A 15,334-nucleotide genomic window follows, 5' to 3' on the forward strand; every position below is an offset into this window, starting at 1 on the left:
TTGTGACACGGGACGCTCGTTATCGCTTTTGAAAGCCTGAATTGGTTAAGCTGCGCGACCTGAGCCCGTAGTTGACGTTCGCACTTCGCAGCAGACGAGGTCTGCACCGGACGGACACGCAAAGCTCGTCGCCAGTGCCGAACTGGATATTTTTTACAGGGAGTAATAATGCAAGGACGTTTCAAGCAGTGGATGTTGCTGGCCGCTTTCGTGCCGACTTTCGCGATGGCTCAGTCGCTTCAGAACCAGGCGCCTGCACAGTCGGCCGCGCCGGCGGCCGCAGCAGCACCGGTTGATCCGGCCAAGCAAGCCGCGATCAAGGATCTGCTCGACGCAATCGACGCGCAGAAGCTGGTCGGTGCGATCGGTAACAGCGCGCAGATGCAGTCGAAGCAACTCGTGCCGGCGATCCTTTCGGACGCGCTGTCCGAGAACAAGACGCTGAACGACAAGCAGAAGCAGGCTGCCGTTCCGGCGCTGCAGAAGAACGCAGTGCCGAAGCTGGTCGATTCCGCTGGCCAGGTTTTCGCGACCGACGCATTCCGCAAGGACGCGATGCAGGCTCAGTACGACGCGTACGCGAAGTACTACTCGACCGACGAGATCAAGGACCTGACTAACTTCTACAAGAGCCCGACCGGCCGCAAGTTCATCCAGGTTCAGGACCAGGTTGGCCGCGACGTCGTGAACGGTCTGATGCAGAAGTACATGCCGCAAGCCATCAAGGCGACGCGCACGCAAGCCGATCAGGAAGTGGCGAGCGTCAAGCCGGGCAAGTAAGCACGGCGCTATCGTCCTGGCGCACATGCGCTGACGGGGCTCGCCGCCCCGTGCATTGGCGGGTTTTCAGGACAGTGCGATAATGGCTGTTTGCGCGCGAGCGCAAGCAGCCATTTCTTTTTCGGGCGTGAAAACGCGGCGATCTTCCATTCGCCGTTCGTTGCGCGCCTGCCAAATCGGAATTCCGGGATCTCCAGATGCGCGTGTTCAATTTCTCCGCCGGCCCCGCCGCCATGCCAGAAGCAGTCCTCAAGCAGGCTGCCGAGGAAATGCTCGACTGGCAAGGCAGCGGCATGAGCGTGATGGAAATGAGCCACCGCGGCGCGGAATTCATGTCGATTCACGAGGCGGCCCTGACCGATCTGCGCGAGCTGCTGAACGTGCCCGCGTCGCATCGCATTCTGTTTTTGCAAGGCGGCGGCATCGGCGAAAACGCCATCGTGCCGATGAACCTGCTCGGCAGGAAGCAAACCGCCGATTTCGTCGTGACCGGTTCGTGGTCGACGAAATCGTTCAAGGAAGCGCAGAAATACGGCACGCCGCATCTCGCGGCGAACGGCAAGACCGAAGCAGGTTTCACGCGCGTGCCGGGCTTCGACGAATGGCAACTGTCGGACGATCCGGCGTATGTGCATCTGTGCTCGAACGAGACCATCGATGGCGTCGAAGCCTTCGAGATTCCCGATCTCGGCGACATCCCGCTCGTCGCGGACGCCTCGTCGCACATCCTCTCGCGCCCGATGGACATCGCCAAATACGGCGTGCTCTTCGGCGGCGCGCAGAAGAACATCGGCATGGCGGGCGTGACCGTGGTGATCGTGCGTGAAGATCTGCTCGACCGCGCGCTGCCCATTTGTCCGTCGGCGTTCGAATGGAAGATCGTCGCCGAGAACAACTCGATGTACAACACGCCGCCCACCTACGCGATCTACATCGCCGGGCTCGTCTTCAAGTGGCTGAAGCAGCAGGGCGGCCTGGAAGCGATCGAGGCGCGCAACGTCGAGAAGGCGAAGCTGCTGTACGACACCATCGATTCCAGCGATTTCTACGTCAACAAGGTCGAGCGGGCAAACCGTTCGCGCATGAACGTGCCGTTCTTCCTTGCCGACGAATCGCGCAATCTGGATTTCCTGGCCGGCGCGAAGGCGCGCGGGCTGTTGCAACTGAAGGGCCACAAGTCCGTCGGCGGCATGCGGGCATCGATCTACAACGCGGTGCCGGTCGAGGGGGTCAAAGCTCTCGTCGAATACATGAAGGAATTCGAGCGTTCGGCTGCCTAAGCGCCGTTGCTCTCTCAACCGCACAAGCTCAACCGCATGGACGACGATCTCAATTCAAGACTCAAACCGCTGCGCGAGCGCATCGACGTGCTCGACGCGCAACTCATCGCGCTGCTGAATCAGCGTGCTTCCGTCGCGCTCGAAGTCGGCGAGGTGAAGAAGCATTTCAACGCGCCGGTGTTCCGTCCCGAGCGCGAGATGCAGGTCATCGCGCGGCTGCAGGAGATGAGCGAAGGACCACTCGCCGACGAACACATCGCGTCGATCTGGCGCGAGATCATGGCCGCGAGCCGCGCGCTCGAACAGACCATTCGCGCGGCCTTCCTCGGGCCGGTCGGCACGTACAGCGAGCAGGCGATGTTCGAATACTTCGGACATTCGATCGAAGGGCTGCCGTGTCCGTCCATCGACGAAGTGTTCCGTTCGGTCGAAGCGGGCGCGGCGCAGTACGGTGTCGTGCCGGTCGAGAATTCGGCGGAAGGGGCGGTGTCGCGCACGCTCGATCTGCTGCTGCAGACGTCGCTTCTGATTGGCGGCGAGCTCGCATTGCCCATCCATCACAATCTGCTGACGGCGTCCGGCGCGCTCGATGGCGTCAAGCGCGTGTGCGCGCATCCGCAGGCACTTGCGCAGTGTCAGCGCTGGCTGACGGCGAACGCGCCGCATCTGGAGCGCCAGGCCGTGTCGAGCAATGCCGAAGCGGCGCGCATGGCGGTGAACGATCCGACCGTCGCGGCCATCGCGGGCGATCGCGCCGCGACGCACTACGGCCTCGGCATCGTGTTCTCGCAGATTCAGGACGACCCGCACAATCGCACGCGCTTCGTGATCGTCGGCAAGCAGCCGACCGATTCGAGCGGCCACGACCAGACTTCGCTCATCGTGTCGGTGACGAACGAAGCGGGCGCGGTGTTCAAGCTGCTGGAGCCGCTCGCGAAGCACGGCGTCTCGATGACGCGCTTCGAGTCGCGTCCGGCGCGCTCGGGCGCGTGGGAGTACTACTTTTATATCGACATCGAAGGGCATCGCGACGATTCCTCGGTTGCCGCCGCCCTCGAAGAACTCGGGCGCAAGGCCGCGTTCCTGAAGATTCTCGGTTCGTATCCGCGGGCGCGTTGAGCGGCCGTTTCGTTTTCAGCTTCAGGCCGCATCGATGTTCTCTTTCAACAAACTGGTTATCTTCGGCGTCGGCCTGATCGGCGGGTCGCTCGCGCGGGCGCTGCGTGAGCGCGCGGGGCTTGGCGGCCGCGTCGTCGGCGTCGGCCGCTCGGCGGCGTCGGTTGCGCGCGCCATCGAACTCGGCGTGATCGACGAAGCCGCCGCGCTCGGCGACGACACCGGGCTCGCTGGCGCGCTCGCGGGCGCGGACGTGGTGCTGCTTGCCGCGCCGGTCGCGCAGACCGAGCCGCTGCTCGCGCGCATCGCCCCTTTTCTCGATGCGCGCACGATCGTCACCGACGCCGGCAGCACGAAGAGCGACGTCGTCGCGGCGGCGCGGCGCGCGCTCGGTGCGCGCGTCGCGCAGTTCGTGCCGGGCCATCCGATCGCCGGGCGCGAGTCGAGCGGCGTCGATGCGGCGCTGCCGGAGCTTTACGTCGATCGCAATGTGGTGTTGTGTCCGCTGCCCGAAAACGCGGCAGACGACGTGGAGCGTATCGCCTCGATGTGGCGTGCAACGGGCGCCTGCGTGCGTCAGATGAGCGAGGCGCAGCACGATCGCGTGTTCGCGTCGGTCAGTCATTTGCCGCATGTGCTGTCGTTCGCGCTCGTCGACCAGATTCTCGACACGCCCGATGCCGAGCTGAAGTTTTCATTTGCCGCGGGCGGGTTTCGCGATTTCACGCGCATCGCGGCCTCGAGCCCGGAAATGTGGCGCGATATCTGTCTCGCGAACCGCGCCGCGCTGCTCGCCGAACTCGATGATTACACCGCCGTGCTTGCGCGCTTTCGCGCGGCGATCGAAGCATCGGATGGCGCAGCGCTCGAAGCCGCGTTCGCGCGCTCGCGCGTGGCGCGCAAGGAATGGCAGGAACGCGGGGGCATCAAGCCCTCCGGCGACGTCGCCGCGAAATAAGGAAAGAACACTATGGAACATCTCGACCTCGGACCTTTTTCCCGCGCGTCCGGTACGGTGCGCTTGCCCGGCTCGAAGAGCATCTCGAACCGCGTGCTGCTGCTCGCGGCTTTATCGAAGGGCGAAACGTCAATCACCAATCTGCTCGATTCCGACGACACCCGCGTCATGCTCGCGGCGCTCGGGAATCTCGGCGTCGAGGTGCGTGAAGACGGCGAACGCGTGATCGTTGGCGGCACGGGCGGCGCGTTTCCGTCGAAATCGGCGGAGCTGTTTCTCGGCAACGCAGGCACGGCGGTGCGTCCGCTGACCGCGGCGCTCGCGGTGAACGGCGGCGAATATCGCGTGCACGGCGTGCCGCGCATGCACGAGCGGCCGATTGGCGATCTCGTGGACGGATTGCGGCAGATCGGCGCGAGCATCGATTACGAACTGAACGACGGCTATCCGCCGCTCAGGATTCACCCGGCGAAGATCGCCATCGACAAGCCCATTCGCGTGCGCGGCGACGTGTCGAGCCAGTTTCTGACCGCGCTTCTGATGAGCCTGCCGGTGATCGAAGGCCGCACTGCTCCGGTCACGGTCGAGGTCGAGGGCGAGCTGATCTCGAAGCCGTACATCGACATCACCATTCGGTTGATGGAGCGCTTCGGCGTGACGGTCGAGCGCGACGGCTGGGCGCGCTTCACGGTCGCGGCGGGCGCGAGCTACACGTCGCCGGGCGCGATCATGGTGGAAGGCGATGCGTCGTCGGCGTCGTACTTTCTCGCGGCGGGCGCGATCGGCCACGGGCCGGTGCGCGTGGAAGGCGTCGGGCGCGCGAGCATCCAGGGCGACGTCGGTTTTGCCGACGCGCTCAATCGCATGGGCGCGAACGTGATGATGGGCGAGGACTGGATCGAAGTGCGCGGCGTGGAGTCCGACGACGGCAAGCTCGCGCCCATCGACATGGATTTCAACCTGATTCCCGATGCCGCGATGACGATCGCCGTGGCCGCGCTCTTTGCCAGCGGCACGACCACGCTCCGTAACATCGCGAGCTGGCGCGTGAAGGAAACCGACCGCATCGCCGCGATGGCGACCGAACTGCGCAAGGTCGGCGCGACGGTCGAAGAGGGCGCCGACTATCTCGTCGTCACGCCGCCGGCGCAGCTCACGCCGAACGCCGCCATCGACACCTACGACGATCACCGCATGGCGATGTGCTTTTCGCTCGTGAGCCTCGGGCAAGTGCCGGTGCGCATCAATGATCCGAAGTGCGTGAACAAGACGTTTCCGGACTACTTCGAGCGCTTTGCCACGCTCGTGAAGGCCTGACGTGAAACGCGATGCCATCGACTTCAACAACCGTAATAACGGGCCAGAACGCCCGGACTCAATGAAACCGACCCGTCCATTCGACCCCACTCCAGTGATCACCATCGACGGGCCGACGGCGTCGGGCAAGGGCACCGTCGCGGCGATCGTCGCGGCGTCGCTCGGCTTCCATCTGCTCGACAGCGGCGCGCTCTACCGGCTCGCGGCGCTGGCCAGTATCCGCTACGACGTGGCGAACGACGACGCAGCCGGCCTTGCAAAACTCATCGAGGCGCTCCATATCACCTTCCGCGAAGGATGCGCGCAGCTCGACGGCGTCGATGTTTCCGGTGAAATCCGCCAGGAACAGGTGGGCAACCGCGCCTCCGCGATCGCCGTGCATCCGGCAGTGCGTCAGGCGCTCGTCGCGCGCCAGCGGGCCTTTCGCAAGCGCCCCGGCCTCGTCGCCGACGGCCGCGACATGGGCACCGTCATCTTCCCCGACGCCACGCTGAAGGTCTTTCTGACCGCGAGCGTCGAGGCGCGCGCCGCCAGACGGTATAAGCAATTGATGCAAAAAGGTTTTTCTGCTAATATGGATGACTTGCTGCGAGATTTGCGTGCGCGCGACGACCGGGACATGAACCGGAGCGCCGCGCCCCTCAAGCCCGCGGCAGACGCGAAGACGCTGGACACCTCCGGTTTGTCGATCGATCAAGCGGTCGAACAGATCATCGGCTGGTACAGCGAGGTTCGCGTGTAGGGCGTTTGTGTAGTGAAGTAAGGTGCTCTGCCGGGAGGCAGGGCGTGTGTTAAACCTCTTAACCCCGTATGGCGTTGCGCCTCACCGGTCTCAATACCGAGACCACCGCGCAAAGGCCGTGCAAATATCGATTTTTATGTCCGACCTGCAAACCTCCACCCCGAATACCGAATCCTTTGCGGCTCTGTTCGAAGAGTCGCTGACCAAGCAGGACATGCGCGCCGGCGAAGTGATCTCCGCCGAAGTCGTGCGTGTCGACCACAACTTCGTGGTCGTCAACGCTGGTCTCAAGTCCGAAGCCTATATTCCGCTCGAAGAATTCCTGAACGACGCGGGTGAAGTGGAAGTGCAGGCGGGCGACTTCGTTTCCGTCGCGATCGACGCGCTGGAAAACGGCTATGGCGACACCATCCTGTCGCGGGACAAGGCGAAGCGCCTCGCTTCGTGGCTGTCGCTGGAAAAGGCGCTGGACAACAACGAACTCGTGACCGGCACGATCACCGGCAAGGTCAAGGGCGGCATGACCGTGATGGTCAACGGCATCCGCGCGTTCCTGCCGGGTTCGCTCGTCGACACGCGTCCGGTCAAGGACACGACGCCGTACGAAGGCAAGACGCTCGAATTCCGCGTCATCAAGCTCGACCGCAAGCGTAACAACGTGGTGCTGTCGCGCCGCGCCGTGATCGAAGCGACGCAGGGCGAAGAGCGCGCGAAGCTGCTCGAGACGCTGAAGGAAGGCGCGATCGTCGAAGGCGTGGTCAAGAACATCACCGACTACGGCGCGTTCGTGGACCTCGGCGGCATCGACGGCCTGCTGCACATCACCGACATCGCATGGCGCCGCGTGCGTCACCCGTCGGAAGTGCTGTCGGTCGGCCAGGAAGTCACCGCCAAGATCCTCAAGTTCGACCAAGAGAAGAACCGCGTTTCGCTCGGCATCAAGCAACTGGGCGACGATCCGTGGGAAGGCATCTCGCGCCGTTACCCGTCGGGCACGCGCCTGTTCGGCAAGGTCACGAACATCACCGACTACGGCGCATTCGTCGAAGTGGAATCGGGCATCGAAGGCCTCGTCCACGTGTCGGAAATGGACTGGACCAACAAGAACGTTGCTCCGTCGAAGGTTGTTCAGCTCGGTGACGAAGTCGAAGTCATGGTTCTCGAAATCGACGAAGACCGCCGCCGTATCTCCCTCGGCATGAAGCAGTGCAAGCCGAATCCGTGGGATGACTTCAGCCGCAACTTCAAGAAGGGCGACAAGATCAGCGGCGCCATCAAGTCGATCACCGACTTCGGCGTGTTCATCGGTCTGCCTGGCGGCATCGACGGTCTGGTTCACCTGTCGGACCTGTCGTGGTCGGAAACCGGCGAAGAAGCCGTCCGCAAGTACAAGAAGGGCGACGAAGTCGAAGCCGTGGTTCTGGGCATCGACGTCGAGAAGGAACGCATTTCGCTCGGCATCAAGCAGCTCGAAGGCGATCCGTTCAACAACTTCGTCGCGATCAACGACAAGGGCGCTATCGTCGACGGCGTCGTGAAGTCGGTGGACCCGAAGGGTGCCGTCGTCGCGCTGAACGCGGACGTCGAAGGCTACCTGCGTGCTTCGGAAATCGCGCAAGACCGCGTGGAAGATGCGCGCAATGTGCTGAAGGAAGGCGACAAGGTCAACGCGATGATCATCAACATCGATCGCAAGTCGCGTGGCATCAACCTGTCGATCAAGGCGAAGGATTCGGCCGAACAGCAGGAAGCCATGCGCAGCCTGCAGGGCGACTCGAACGCCGCCGCGACGGGCACGACCAACCTCGGCGCGCTGCTCAAGGCCAAGCTCGACGGCCAGAACAGCTAAGCCTTTAACGGCACTGCTGCAGAATGACCAAAAGTGAATTGGTCGCCCAGTTGGCGTCGCGATTTCCGCAACTTGTCCTCAAGGATGCGGATTTCGCGGTGAAGACGATGCTCGATGCGATGTCGGAGGCCCTGGCCAACGGTCATCGTATCGAGATTCGCGGCTTCGGCAGCTTTGGGCTCAATCGTCGTCCGTCGCGCGTCGGGCGTAATCCCAAGTCGGGCGAGAAAGTGCTGGTGCCGGAGAAATTCGTGCCGCACTTCAAGCCGGGCAAGGAATTGCGCGAACGCGTCGACGGCCGCGCGGGCGAGCCGCTCAAAGCTTCGAATGACGACGATGCGGACGATCTCTGATCGGCGCATCGCTACCGAAGAGATGTTTCGGTTCGCGGCGTCCGGCCACGAGGCAATCGACCAGGAAAGCACCCCTCGGGGTGCTTTTTTTATGCGCATCGCGCGGGCGGGCACGGGTGCGCGACTTGCTTAAAACGCTGCGGGAAGCAGGCGGGTGTCTGCGCCCATGAGCATCAATTACAATACCGGTCACTTTGACCTGGGTGTTCGACCGCGCAGGCCGGCTGGAATGGCTTGGCCTCTGGTGCAACCGCTCTTGCGAGACCGTACATGAAATTCCTCGTCTGGCTGATCCGCGTTCTGGTTTTCGTGCTGCTCCTGGTGCTGGCGCTCGCCAACACCCAGACCGCGACACTGAACTTCCTCGCAGGCTATGCCTGGACCGCGCCGCTGATCCTGATCGGTCTTGCGTTTTTCGTCGTGGGATTGCTGGCGGGTCTCGTGTCCGGCCTGCCCGCGAAGCTGCGCCTGCGCATGGAAAACGGCCGTCTGAAGCGCGAACTGCGCGTTGCGCGCGAAACGCCGGTCGTGAAAGAAGAGCCGCCGATGCCGCCGCTCATCTGACGCGGCGTCAGAGCGGACACCCAACAATCAACGACTAATCGCATGGATCTAGACTTCTGGTGGCTGCTCGTCATTCCCGTCGCGTTCGCGCTGGGGTGGATGACGTCCCGCTATGACCTGAAAACGCTGCTGTCCGAGAATGCGAACCTGCCGCGCTCGTACTTTCGCGGCCTCAATTTTCTGCTCAACGAGCAACACGACAAGGCGATCGATGCGTTCATCGAGGTCGCCAAGCTCGATCCCGAGACCATCGAACTCCACTTCGCGCTCGGCAACCTGTTCCGCCGTCGCGGTGAGACCGATCGCGCCATCCGCGTGCATCAAAATTTGCTGAGCCGCGCCGATTTGCCGGTCGCCGAGCGCGACCACGCGCTGTATGAACTCGGACAGGACTTCCTGAAGGCGGGCTTGCTCGATCGCGCGGAGGAAACGTTCAAGTCGCTGGACGCGGGCGAATATTCGCTCGGCGCGCAGCGTGCGCTTTTGACCATCTATGAAATCGAGAAGGATTGGCCCAAGTCGATCACGACGGCCGAGCAGATCGAAAAGATGGGTGCGCCGTCGCTGCACATGGAAATCGCGCATTTCCATTGCGAACTCGCGCAGGAAGCGTTGCAGCGCAAGAATCCCGATGGCGCGCGCGCTGAACTGAAGCTCGCGCTGGCGTCGAACCCGGACAACGTGCGCGCGACGATTCTCGCGGGCGACGTCGAAGCCGCCGCGGGCAATGTCGAAGCCGCGATTGCGAACTGGAAGCGTGTCGAGGAGCAGAACGAAGCGTACCTGCCGCTCGTGGCCGAAAAGTTGATGAAGGCGTACGCCGCGCTCGGACGCAAGGAAGAGGGCGTCGCGCTGCTGACCGATTACACGAGCCGCTATCCGTCCAACGATCTGCTGGATGTCGCCTACAAGCACGTGCAGGAATTGCGCGGGCTGGAGGCGGCGCACGCGCTCGCGCGTCAGCAGATGCAGAGCGCGCCGAACCTCGCGGGAATGACGCGCCTGCTCGAAGCCCAGGAAGCGACGGCCGAGGAGCCGCGCCGGGGCGAGCTGGAACTGATGCGCAATCTGGTGAAACAGCGCACCAAGAATCTGCCACGCTATACCTGTCAAACCTGCGGATTCCGCGCGCGACTATTCTATTGGCAATGTCCCGGCTGCAGCGGCTGGGAGACGTACGCGCCGCGCCGCGTCGAGCCGATCACGAGTTCGGCCTGACCGGCACGCGGCGAGCATGAGTTCAGGCGGCGCGCGAGCGCCGCTTCCGCCACCGGCATTTCAAATACCTCCGGAAAGCGTATGAAAGTAACCATCGTCGGCACGGGTTACGTCGGTCTTGTGACCGGCGCGTGCCTTGCCGAAATCGGCAATGACGTGTTTTGCGTGGACGTCGATCCGCGCAAGATCGAAATTCTCAACAATGGCGGCGTGCCCATCCACGAGCCGGGCCTTCAGGAAATGCTGAGGCGCACGCGCGCGGCAGGCCGCATCCAGTTCTCGACCGACGTCAAGGCGAGCGTCGAGCACGGCGACATTCAATTCATCGCGGTGGGCACGCCGCCCGACGAAGACGGCTCCGCCGACCTGCAATACGTGCTCGCGGCGGCGCGCAACATCGGCAAGTATTCGAACGGCTTCAAGGTGATCGTCGATAAATCGACGGTGCCGGTCGGCACGGCGCAGCAGGTGAAAAACGTCGTCGAGGAAGAACTGAAGGCGCGCGGGCTCGGATCGGAGTCGCACGGTTTCTCGGTCGTGTCGAACCCGGAGTTCCTGAAGGAAGGCGCGGCGGTGGACGACTTCATGCGCCCGGACCGCATTGTCATCGGCATCGACGACGACCACGCGGGCAACCGCGCGCGCGAGAAGATGAAGCGCCTCTACGTGCCGTTCAACCGCAATCACGAGCGCACGCTGTACATGGACGTGCGCTCCGCCGAATTCACGAAGTACGCGGCCAACGCGATGCTCGCCACCCGCATCTCGTTCATGAACGATCTGTCGAATCTGGCCGATACGGTCGGCGCGGATATCGAGTCGGTGCGTCGCGGGATCGGCTCGGACCCGCGCATCGGCTATCACTTCCTCTATGCGGGCTGCGGCTACGGCGGTTCGTGCTTCCCGAAGGACGTGCAGGCGCTCGCGCAGACTGCCCGCGAAAACGGCCACACGCTGCGCGTGCTCGAAGCGGTCGAAGCGGTGAATCGCGATCAGAAGGACGTGCTCGTCAACAAGATCGTGAAGCGCATGGGCGAAGACCTGCGCGGGCGCACCTTCGCCGTGTGGGGCCTCGCGTTCAAGCCCAACACCGACGACATGCGCGAGGCATCGAGCCGGCGCATCATCGAGGCGCTGCTTGCGCGCGGCGCCACCGTGCGCGGATACGATCCGGTCGCGATGCAGGAAGCCGAACGCGTGCTGGCGCTCGATCTGGCGGAGCGGCCCGAGGACATGAAGCGCCTGCATCTGGTCGGCACGCAGCACGAAGCGCTGCGGGGCGCGGATGCGCTCATCATCGTGACCGAATGGAAGGAGTTCAAGAGCCCGGATTTCGGGTACTTGAAGAGCGCGCTGAAGACGCCGGTGGTCTTCGATGGCCGCAATCTGTACGAACCGGAATCGATGGCCGAAATGGGCATCGACTATTACGCAATAGGACGTCCCCATGTCGAACTCGACCGCAACGGAAGTAACAACTAAGACCGATATGCCCGTCGTGCCGCGCGCGCGCATTGCGGCGGCGCGCGTGCTCGTGGTCGGCGATGTGATGCTCGACCGCTACTGGTTCGGCGACGTGAACCGCATCTCGCCGGAAGCGCCCGTGCCGGTCGTGCACGTGCAGAAGAAGGAAGATCGGCTGGGCGGGGCCGCGAACGTTGCGCGCAACGCGGCGGCGCTCGGCGCGCAGGCGGGACTTCTATGCGTGGTCGGGCACGACGAGCCGGGCGAGCGCGTGGTCGAGCTGCTCGGCGAGAGCAAGGTCGCGGCGCATCTCGAACGCGATCCCGAACTGCTCACGACCATCAAGCTGCGCGTGCTGTCGCGGCAGCAGCAATTGCTGCGTGTCGATTTCGAGAACACGCCGAATCACGAAGTGCTGCGCGCGTGCCTCGCGCGCTTCGCGGAAATCCTGCCGCAGCACGACGTGATCCTCATGTCCGACTACGCGAAGGGCGGCCTGACGCACGTCACGCAGATGATCGCCGATGCGAAACGCGCCGGAAAGCCGGTGCTCGTCGATCCGAAGGGCGACGACTGGGACCGTTATCGTGGGGCGACGCTCATCACGCCGAATCGCGCCGAACTGCGCGAAGTGATCGGACAATGGAAGTCGGAGGAAGACCTGCAGGAGCGCGTGAGCAGGCTGCGCACCGAACTCGATCTCTCGGCGCTCCTGCTGACGCGCTCGGAAGAGGGCATGACGCTCTTCACCGAGAACCAGGTGCTGCATACGTCGGCCGAAGCACGCGAAGTGTATGATGTGTCGGGCGCCGGCGACACCGTCATCGCGACGGTCGCGACCATGCTGGGCGCGGGCGTGCCGCTCGTCGACTCGATCGTCTATGCCAACCGCGCCGCGGGCATCGTGGTCGGCAAGCTCGGTACGGCCACTGTCGATTACAACGAACTCTTCGCCTGAATTCACCATGACCATCATCGTTACCGGTGCGGCCGGGTTCATCGGCAGCAATATCGTCAAGGCGCTCAACGAGCGCGGTGAACATCGCGTGATCGCGGTGGACAATCTGACCAAAGCCGACAAGTTCAAGAATCTCGTCGATTGCGAGATCGACGATTATCTCGACAAGACCGAGTTCGTCGCGCGTTTCCAGCGCGGCGATTTCGGCCGCGTGCGCGCGGTGTTTCATGAAGGCGCCTGTTCGGACACGATGGAAACCGACGGCCGCTACATGATGGACAACAACTTCCGCTACAGCCGGGACGTGATGGACGCGTGTCTCGCGCAGGGCGCGCAGTTCCTGTATGCGTCGTCGGCGGCGACGTACGGCGGATCGAGCCGTTTCGTAGAGGAGCGCGAAGTCGAAAAGCCGCTCAACGTCTACGGCTATTCGAAGTTTCTCTTCGATCAGATCGTGCGGCAAACGCTGCCGAAGGCGCAGAGCCAGATCGTTGGCTTTCGCTATTTCAACGTGTACGGCCCGCGCGAGACGCACAAGGGGCGTATGGCGTCGGTCGCGTTCCACAACTTCAATCAGTTTCGCTCGGAAGGCAAGGTCAAGCTCTTCGGCGAATACAACGGCTATGCGGCGGGCGAGCAGACACGCGACTTCATTTCCGTGGAAGACGTCGTGAAGGTGAACCTGTTCTTCTTCGATCATCCGGAGAAGTCGGGCATTTTCAATCTCGGCACCGGACGCGCACAGCCGTTCAACGATATCGCGTCGACGGTCGTGAACTCGCTGCGGGCGCTTGATGGCGAAGCTTCGCTATCGCTCGCGGAGTTGGTTCAGCGCGGGCTCATCGAGTACATTCCGTTCCCCGACGCACTGCGCGGCAAGTATCAATGCTTCACGCAGGCGGACCCGTCGCGCCTGCGTGCGGCGGGCTATGACGCTCCGTTCCTGACGGTTCAGGAAGGCGTCGATCGCTACGTGCGTTGGCTATTCGGCCAGCTATAAACGCGCGTCGAGCCTCTCTACACTGGGTCTTGCGGTCGGCACTCCCGCCGGCCGGTTCCTTACGGAGACTCAGTCATGTTCAAGCAAGTTCTTTCGTCGATCGCCGCATTCGCGCTCCTCTTTTCCATCGGTAGCGCGTTCGCGGCCGTCGACGTCAATACCGCCAATTCCGACGCACTGCGCGGCATCAAGGGCATCGGCCCGGCGAAGGCGAAAGCCATTCTCGACGAGCGTCAGGCGCATGGCCCGTTCAAGGACGCCAGCGATCTCGGCACGCGCGTGAAGGGCATGGGCGGCAAAACCGTTCAGCGTCTCGAAGCGGAAGGGCTGACCATCGGCTCGGCGCCGAAGACCGCGGCGATCGCGCCGGGCAATGCGGCGCCGCCTGGCACGGCGAACTCCGCGGTCGCAACGCCGGTTTCGGCGTCGGCATCGAACAAACCGGTCGTCGTGAAAAAATAAGGACAGCATGACGGCGCGCCCGAATTGCGGCGCGCCAACATCTCCTTCAGCCTTTGGATGTTTGGGCTACCCCGCGATCCGCCTCGTCGCGGGGCTTTTTGCGCTTGTGCGCCACGAGCTTGCTTACAGTTCGATTCGGCAATCCATCCGCGCAACAGGGGTGCGCCGGCATCGGGAGAACCGCTGGGCTACAATCGACGTATCCCCTATATCAAAATCCCACCGCAGCCGGTTTTCCGTGGGACACGAATCCGCTCCGCATATGGCTTACATGACTATCGAAGACACGGTCGGCAACACGCCGCTCGTGCAACTCGTCCGCGTCGTGGACGATGAAATCCGCAGCCGCAACAACGTCGTGCTGGGCAAGCTCGAAGGCAACAACCCGGCGGGCTCGGTGAAGGACCGCCCGGCTTTGTCGATGATCAGGAAAGCTGAAGAGCGCGGACGCATCAAGCCGGGCGATACGCTGATCGAAGCGACGAGCGGCAACACTGGCATTGCGCTCGCCATGGCCGCCGCGATGCGCGGCTACAAGATGGTGCTGCTGATGCCCGAGGATCTTTCGATCGAGCGCCGTCAGAGCATGGCCGCGTACGGCGCGGAAATCGTGCTCACACCGGTGACGGGCGGCATGGAATACGCGCGCGATCTCGCCGATCAGATGCAGCGCGATGGCCGCGGCATCATCCTCGACCAGTTCGCGAATCCCGACAATCCGCTCGCGCATTACGAAAGCACCGGCCCGGAATTGTGGAAGCAGACCGAGGGCCGCATCACGCACTTCGTCTCGTCGATGGGCACGACCGGCACGATCATGGGCGTGTCGAAGTATCTGAAAGAGGTGAACCAGAAGATCGAGATCATCGGCGCGCAGCCCGAAGAAGGTTCGCGCATTCCGGGCATCCGCAAGTGGCCGGAGGCGTATCTGCCGAAGATTTTCGACCGCAGCCGCGTGGATCGCGTCGAGAACGTGAGCCAGGCTGCATCGGAAGCGATGGCCCGGCGGCTCGCATCGGTCGAAGGCATTTTCGCCGGCATTTCGTCGGGCGGCGCATGCGAAGTCGCGCTGCGCATCGCGCGTCAGGTCGAGAACGCGACGATCGTGTTCGTGGTCTGCGACCGCGGCGACCGGTATCTGTCGACAGGCGTGTTTCCCGCGTAAGGCGCGTGGGAGCGATAAAAAACCCCGGCGTGTGAACTGCACCCCAAAAGTTGGACACCCGTTCAACGATTTGGGGTGTTTTTTCATGAGCAAGTACAGCGCACGACT

Annotated in this window: 15 protein-coding genes; all 15 read left to right on the plus strand. The window is 63.2% G+C overall.

What is annotated here, in order from left to right:
- Positions 1 to 168: 168 nt before the first annotated feature.
- The 15 genes from AWB70_RS35660 (at position 169) to cysM (ending at position 15,226) form a co-directional block, all read left to right on the plus strand.
- Positions 169 to 780, plus strand: a complete 612-nt coding sequence (locus AWB70_RS35660; protein WP_014192044.1) for a DUF2059 domain-containing protein — start codon at positions 169 to 171, stop codon at positions 778 to 780.
- A gap of 197 nt (positions 781 to 977) precedes the next feature.
- Positions 978 to 2,060 (plus strand): 3-phosphoserine/phosphohydroxythreonine transaminase, encoded by a 1,083-nt coding sequence (gene serC / locus AWB70_RS35665; RefSeq protein WP_014192043.1) that lies wholly within the window; start codon positions 978 to 980, stop codon positions 2,058 to 2,060.
- A gap of 36 nt (positions 2,061 to 2,096) precedes the next feature.
- Positions 2,097 to 3,179 (plus strand): prephenate dehydratase, encoded by a 1,083-nt coding sequence (gene pheA, locus AWB70_RS35670; protein WP_014192042.1) that lies wholly within the window; start codon positions 2,097 to 2,099, stop codon positions 3,177 to 3,179.
- 34 nt (positions 3,180 to 3,213) lie between these two features.
- Positions 3,214 to 4,134 carry a prephenate dehydrogenase gene (locus tag AWB70_RS35675; protein WP_053568620.1) on the plus strand — a complete coding sequence of 307 codons (921 nt, stop codon included), beginning with the start codon at positions 3,214 to 3,216 and terminating at the stop codon, positions 4,132 to 4,134.
- Between the two features lie 12 nt (positions 4,135 to 4,146).
- On the plus strand, positions 4,147 to 5,451 hold the full coding sequence (gene aroA, locus AWB70_RS35680) for a 3-phosphoshikimate 1-carboxyvinyltransferase (protein ID WP_053568619.1): 1,305 nt from the start codon (positions 4,147 to 4,149) through the stop codon (positions 5,449 to 5,451).
- A 61-nt stretch (positions 5,452 to 5,512) separates the two neighbouring features.
- On the plus strand, positions 5,513 to 6,193 hold the full coding sequence (gene cmk, locus AWB70_RS35685) for a (d)CMP kinase (RefSeq protein ID WP_014192039.1): 681 nt from the start codon (positions 5,513 to 5,515) through the stop codon (positions 6,191 to 6,193).
- A gap of 118 nt (positions 6,194 to 6,311) precedes the next feature.
- Positions 6,312 to 8,042: a 30S ribosomal protein S1 gene (gene rpsA, locus AWB70_RS35690; protein ID WP_175582469.1), complete on the plus strand. Its 1,731-nt coding sequence runs from the start codon at positions 6,312 to 6,314 to the stop codon at positions 8,040 to 8,042.
- A 23-nt stretch (positions 8,043 to 8,065) separates the two neighbouring features.
- Positions 8,066 to 8,395: an integration host factor subunit beta gene (locus AWB70_RS35695; RefSeq protein ID WP_008342376.1), complete on the plus strand. Its 330-nt coding sequence runs from the start codon at positions 8,066 to 8,068 to the stop codon at positions 8,393 to 8,395.
- Between the two features lie 270 nt (positions 8,396 to 8,665).
- The gene (locus tag AWB70_RS35700; protein WP_014192037.1) at positions 8,666 to 8,959 is read left to right on the plus strand and encodes a LapA family protein; all 294 of its coding nucleotides are present in this window, start codon (positions 8,666 to 8,668) and stop codon (positions 8,957 to 8,959) included.
- A gap of 42 nt (positions 8,960 to 9,001) precedes the next feature.
- Positions 9,002 to 10,177, plus strand: coding sequence for a lipopolysaccharide assembly protein LapB (lapB, locus tag AWB70_RS35705; RefSeq protein WP_053568618.1), 1,176 nt, complete (start codon positions 9,002 to 9,004; stop codon positions 10,175 to 10,177).
- An 81-nt stretch (positions 10,178 to 10,258) separates the two neighbouring features.
- On the plus strand, positions 10,259 to 11,659 hold the full coding sequence (locus tag AWB70_RS35710) for a UDP-glucose dehydrogenase family protein (protein ID WP_053568617.1): 1,401 nt from the start codon (positions 10,259 to 10,261) through the stop codon (positions 11,657 to 11,659).
- Positions 11,625 to 12,599 carry a D-glycero-beta-D-manno-heptose-7-phosphate kinase gene (gene rfaE1 / locus AWB70_RS35715; protein WP_075644233.1) on the plus strand — a complete coding sequence of 325 codons (975 nt, stop codon included), beginning with the start codon at positions 11,625 to 11,627 and terminating at the stop codon, positions 12,597 to 12,599. Before AWB70_RS35710 ends, rfaE1 begins: the two co-directional genes overlap by 35 nt.
- Positions 12,600 to 12,606: 7 nt before the next feature.
- A complete protein-coding gene (gene rfaD / locus AWB70_RS35720) occupies positions 12,607 to 13,599 on the plus strand; it encodes an ADP-glyceromanno-heptose 6-epimerase (protein WP_014192033.1) in 993 nt (330 codons plus the stop codon).
- Between the two features lie 75 nt (positions 13,600 to 13,674).
- Complete coding sequence (locus AWB70_RS35725; RefSeq protein ID WP_053568615.1) at positions 13,675 to 14,061, plus strand: ComEA family DNA-binding protein; 387 nt, start codon at positions 13,675 to 13,677, stop codon at positions 14,059 to 14,061.
- A gap of 262 nt (positions 14,062 to 14,323) precedes the next feature.
- Positions 14,324 to 15,226 carry a cysteine synthase CysM gene (cysM, locus tag AWB70_RS35730; protein ID WP_053568614.1) on the plus strand — a complete coding sequence of 301 codons (903 nt, stop codon included), beginning with the start codon at positions 14,324 to 14,326 and terminating at the stop codon, positions 15,224 to 15,226.
- Positions 15,227 to 15,334: the final 108 nt, after the last annotated feature.

Origin of the sequence: Caballeronia cordobensis (assembly GCF_001544575.2) — a bacterium.
Taxonomy (GTDB): Bacteria; Pseudomonadota; Gammaproteobacteria; order Burkholderiales; family Burkholderiaceae; genus Caballeronia; species Caballeronia cordobensis.